Here is a 536-nt window from a genome sequence, read left to right on the forward strand (position 1 = left end):
ATGGTGAAGCTTATCACTGCGCCGCCTCAAGCTGTGGTCGCGCCCGATGTCGAATTTGGCGAAGTCGTTACCCCCGACTTTAGCGAAAAGGACACACAATCAGCGCTACAAGCCCAGCAGCAAGATGTAACCGCTCTCAAAGCGGAAATCAGTAAACTCAAAAATGAGAAAATGCAGCTCGAAAGCAGATTCAGTATTGCGACAGATAACCTCAAAAACCGCTTTGATAAGCAAATGGAAAAATCCGATGCCGCATGGGATGAACGCTTAGCACGACTGGATGAAACGCTTAATGAGCGCGTCACCAAGTTCACGAACCAATTACCTCAAATAGACACAAGCAATCCAACACTGCCTAGCAACCCCTTTGGTACAGATTTACCAACTGGTTTTGAGCAAGGAAGCAATGACGGCACTTCCACCATGAGGGAGCCACGAGTGCTGCCCCCTAAAGGCATTCAAACCTTTCAATACTCATGGCCAAGTGCAGCCGCAGACAGTAAGCCCTACCGCCGCACCAGTAAAAACTACGTCCC

The 536-nt window shown here is 49.3% G+C and carries 1 protein-coding gene; it reads left to right on the top strand.

What is annotated here, in order from left to right:
- The coding region (locus tag L2748_RS24340) for a hypothetical protein (protein WP_248957851.1) at positions 1 to 536 on the top strand (536 nt) is incomplete at both ends.

Origin of the sequence: Shewanella sairae, from assembly GCF_023283535.1 — a bacterium.
Lineage (GTDB): Bacteria > Pseudomonadota > Gammaproteobacteria > Enterobacterales > Shewanellaceae > Shewanella > Shewanella sairae.